Genomic DNA, 3,153 nt, shown 5'->3' with positions numbered 1-3,153 from the left:
GGGTGACAATCATTTCCATACTGCAGAAATGTCTGTAGGTGTCTCATTGTTCTATCAAATAGTGCTTACGACAATTTTCTGATAATGGATTGTGTCGTATATTCATCGGGAGTGGCTGTGTTGACAGTGATGTGAGCAGTGAATAGTAAAGTGTAAATGCGAGATTGTATCTCGCATTTACACTTTTCGTTCTGATTTATTTGTGACGAAACATTCCTTCCGTTACAAATGGGCGAATTCGCTTCAGCATGTCTTTGAAACAGCCACTGTTACCAGCAACTACCTGATTGTTCTGCATGTAGGTGTGACCACCTTTAAAATCACCAACCAGACCACCGGCTTCCTGAATCATCAGAACGCCCGCCGCCATATCATAGTCCTGCAGGCCAATTTCCCAGAAAGCATCCAGGCGACCAGCAGCCACATAGGCAAGATCGAGAGAAGCAGCACCTGCGCGACGAATACCTAAGGTATCGCCCAGCATGGCGCGCATCATGTTCAGGTAATTGTCGACGTGGTTGATACCTGGCGCCATAAATGGAATACCGGTACCAATAAGAGCGCCTTCAAGCGTTCTGCGGTTACCCACACGAATGCGTTTACTGTTCAGGGTGGCACCATGGCCACGGCTGGCGCAGTATTCTTCTTCATTCATTGGGTCGAGAATAACGGCGTGTTCCAGTCGACCACGATACTGCACAGCGATAGACACTGCGAAGTGAGGAATGCCTTTGATGAAGTTGGTGGTGCCGTCGAGAGGGTCGATGATCCAGAGGTAATCTTTGCCGTCGTCTTTGCCTTCACGAAGGCCACTTTCTTCACCATAGAAACCATGGTTTGGATAGGTTTTGCTCAACGCAGCGATAATGGCTTTTTCAGCAGCCCTGTCCACTTCGGTGACAAAATCGTTACGACTTTTGATTTCGACGTCTACGTGGTCGAGATCCTTGTAGGCACGGGCAATGATATCACCGGCCTGGCGTGCTGCTCGCAGCGCCATACTCACCATAGGTTGCATAGGCTTGATTACATCTGAACTGTAAAAGATCGAATAGAGCTGGATTAATCAGAAAAAGTTTTTCTCATTAATCCTCAAAGTTGGTCGCGCATTCTGACAGGATGACCGCGAAGTTGCAATGGAGTGCTACGCAGGGTGTGTCAGTAATTTTACTGAGTGCTTGGAATCGCTGGTATTTTGGGTACACTGACGGGATATAAGCCTGGCTCGAATTATTGGTTGCTTTTGAACCTTGAGGCTCCTTTGGTTCTTTTGAAAAATCAAACACGCAAGAGATTTCAGCGGTGCTCGACAACATCTCCATAGTATTAGTAAACCCCTCTCATCCGGGCAATATCGGTTCCACAGCCCGTGCTATGAAAACCATGGGGTTAAGTCAGTTGTGTCTTGTGGCTCCCGATGATTTTCCTTCTGGCACGGCAACCGCACTGGCTTCGGGGGCGGATGACATTTTGAGAAATGCCAAAGTGTGTGAAACCCTGGATGAAGCGTTGGCCGATTGCCAGTTTGTGGTGGGAACCAGCGCCCGGGTGCGTGGTGTTTCTCTGCCGTTGGTTGACCCGAGAAGCTGTGCTCAAAGCATTGTGCAAGAAGCTTCAAACAATAAAGTGGCCTTGATTTTTGGTCGTGAAGACAGTGGGCTTTCTAACGAACAATTGCGTCGTTGTCATTTGCAGGTGCATATTCCCACCAATGAAGACTTCAGCTCGTTGAATTTGGGGGCGGCCGTGCAGGTTTTATCTTATGAAATACGGATGGCTGAACTGATAAATAAAGACGCGTTAGAATTACCGACACCGAAAGCTCATGAATTGGCCTCCATGGATGATATGGAGCGTTACTATGACCATCTTTATAGTGTGCTGATGGAAATTGGTTTTCTGGATCACAGCAGTCACGAAAAAATCATGGCCAAAATGCGTCGTTTGTATGGTCGTGTTCGACCCGATCAGGTAGAGCTGGGTATTTTGCGCGGCATTCTTTCTGAAACTCAACGATGTCTGGCGTCGGGCGGCGGGACTCAAAAAATAACAGAATAATCTATTTAAAAGACAATTCAGGCGCTGACCATGTTTGAGAGATTAAAGGAAGACATAAAAACCGTCATGGAGCGGGATCCGGCGGCTAGGGGAACCTTTGAGGTGATCACAACGTATCCGGGGCTGCATGCATTATTGTTGCATCGTGGTGCTCATCGACTCTGGAAGTCAGGCTTCCTCTGGTTGGGGCGAATGCTATCTACCTTCAGCCGGTGGTTGACGGGTATCGAGATTCATCCTGGCGCAACCATTGGTCGCCGCTTTTTTATTGATCACGGCATGGGTGTGGTGGTTGGTGAAACGGCAGTGATTCAGGATGATGTGACTATTTATCATGGGGTAACACTTGGGGGAACGTCTCCTAATAAAGGTAAAGGGCATCCATCCAATCAAGGAAAGCGTCACCCAACCCTCGCTAAGGGTGTTGTGGTGGGAGCTGGCGCAAAGGTACTCGGCCCATTTGTGGTTGGAGAAGGTGCAAGAATAGGCTCCAATGCGGTGGTTGTTCGAGAGGTTCCACCAGGAGCCACAGTGGTGGGTATCCCAGGCCGTATTGTCAAAAAACCTGAAACTTCAGGACAGGATGAAGGTCGTCATGCTAATGCTGGAAAGATGGCTGAGAAAATAGGCTTTGATTCTTATGCTGTGTCATCGGAAATGCCAGATCCAACGGCTCATGCCATCTCTGCCATGCTGGATCATCTTCACGAAGTGGATTCCCGCTTCGAACGGCTATGCAAAGTTCTGGAAGATAATGGGATGAACTGCTGTGTTGGACCTGCTCCTGAATTAAAGGAAGAGGATTTTGCATCGGTGGTGCGAGGCTCTTCAGAAGAAAGGGAAGCGCCTTTGTAACTCTTTCTGTTCTTCTGCTTCATCAAAATGCCCGCTCTAACCCGGATATTTCATAAAACCAAGCAGGTTCCGCCCAATCACTTGATATGATTGGGTCGACAAAAAGAAAGCTTCGGAAGAAGCAAACCGGAACCTGCTATGGCCAAACATACACAAGAAACCCTTTGTTTTCACCCTGTGAACGGTAAAACAGTGCGAGCTGATTTTAACGGTGGAGAACTGTCCTCTGATTTCGGAGCT

3 protein-coding genes are annotated in these 3,153 nt (G+C 48.1%); 2 read left to right on the top strand and 1 reads right to left on the bottom strand.

What is annotated here, in order from left to right; genetic code table 11:
• Positions 1-196: 196 nt before the first annotated feature.
• Positions 197-1,018: an inositol monophosphatase family protein gene (locus AKL11_RS13165; protein ID WP_067518132.1), complete on the bottom strand. Its 822-nt coding sequence runs from the start codon at positions 1,016-1,018 to the stop codon at positions 197-199.
• A gap of 284 nt (positions 1,019-1,302) precedes the next feature.
• Here AKL11_RS13165 and trmJ point away from each other — a divergent pair, with 284 nt between their 5' ends.
• Both trmJ and cysE read left to right on the top strand, forming a co-directional pair.
• Complete coding sequence (gene trmJ / locus AKL11_RS13160) at positions 1,303-2,058, top strand: tRNA (cytosine(32)/uridine(32)-2'-O)-methyltransferase TrmJ (protein WP_067518130.1); 756 nt, start codon at positions 1,303-1,305, stop codon at positions 2,056-2,058.
• Positions 2,059-2,088: 30 nt separating this feature from the next.
• On the top strand, positions 2,089-2,913 hold the full coding sequence (gene cysE / locus AKL11_RS13155; RefSeq protein ID WP_067518127.1) for a serine O-acetyltransferase: 825 nt from the start codon (positions 2,089-2,091) through the stop codon (positions 2,911-2,913).
• Positions 2,914-3,153: the final 240 nt, after the last annotated feature.

Source organism: Endozoicomonas ascidiicola, assembly GCF_001646945.1.
Lineage (GTDB): Bacteria > Pseudomonadota > Gammaproteobacteria > Pseudomonadales > Endozoicomonadaceae > Endozoicomonas > Endozoicomonas ascidiicola.
The sequence above is the reverse complement of the archived record's forward strand: the minus strand, read 5'-3'. Positions and strand labels throughout refer to the sequence as shown.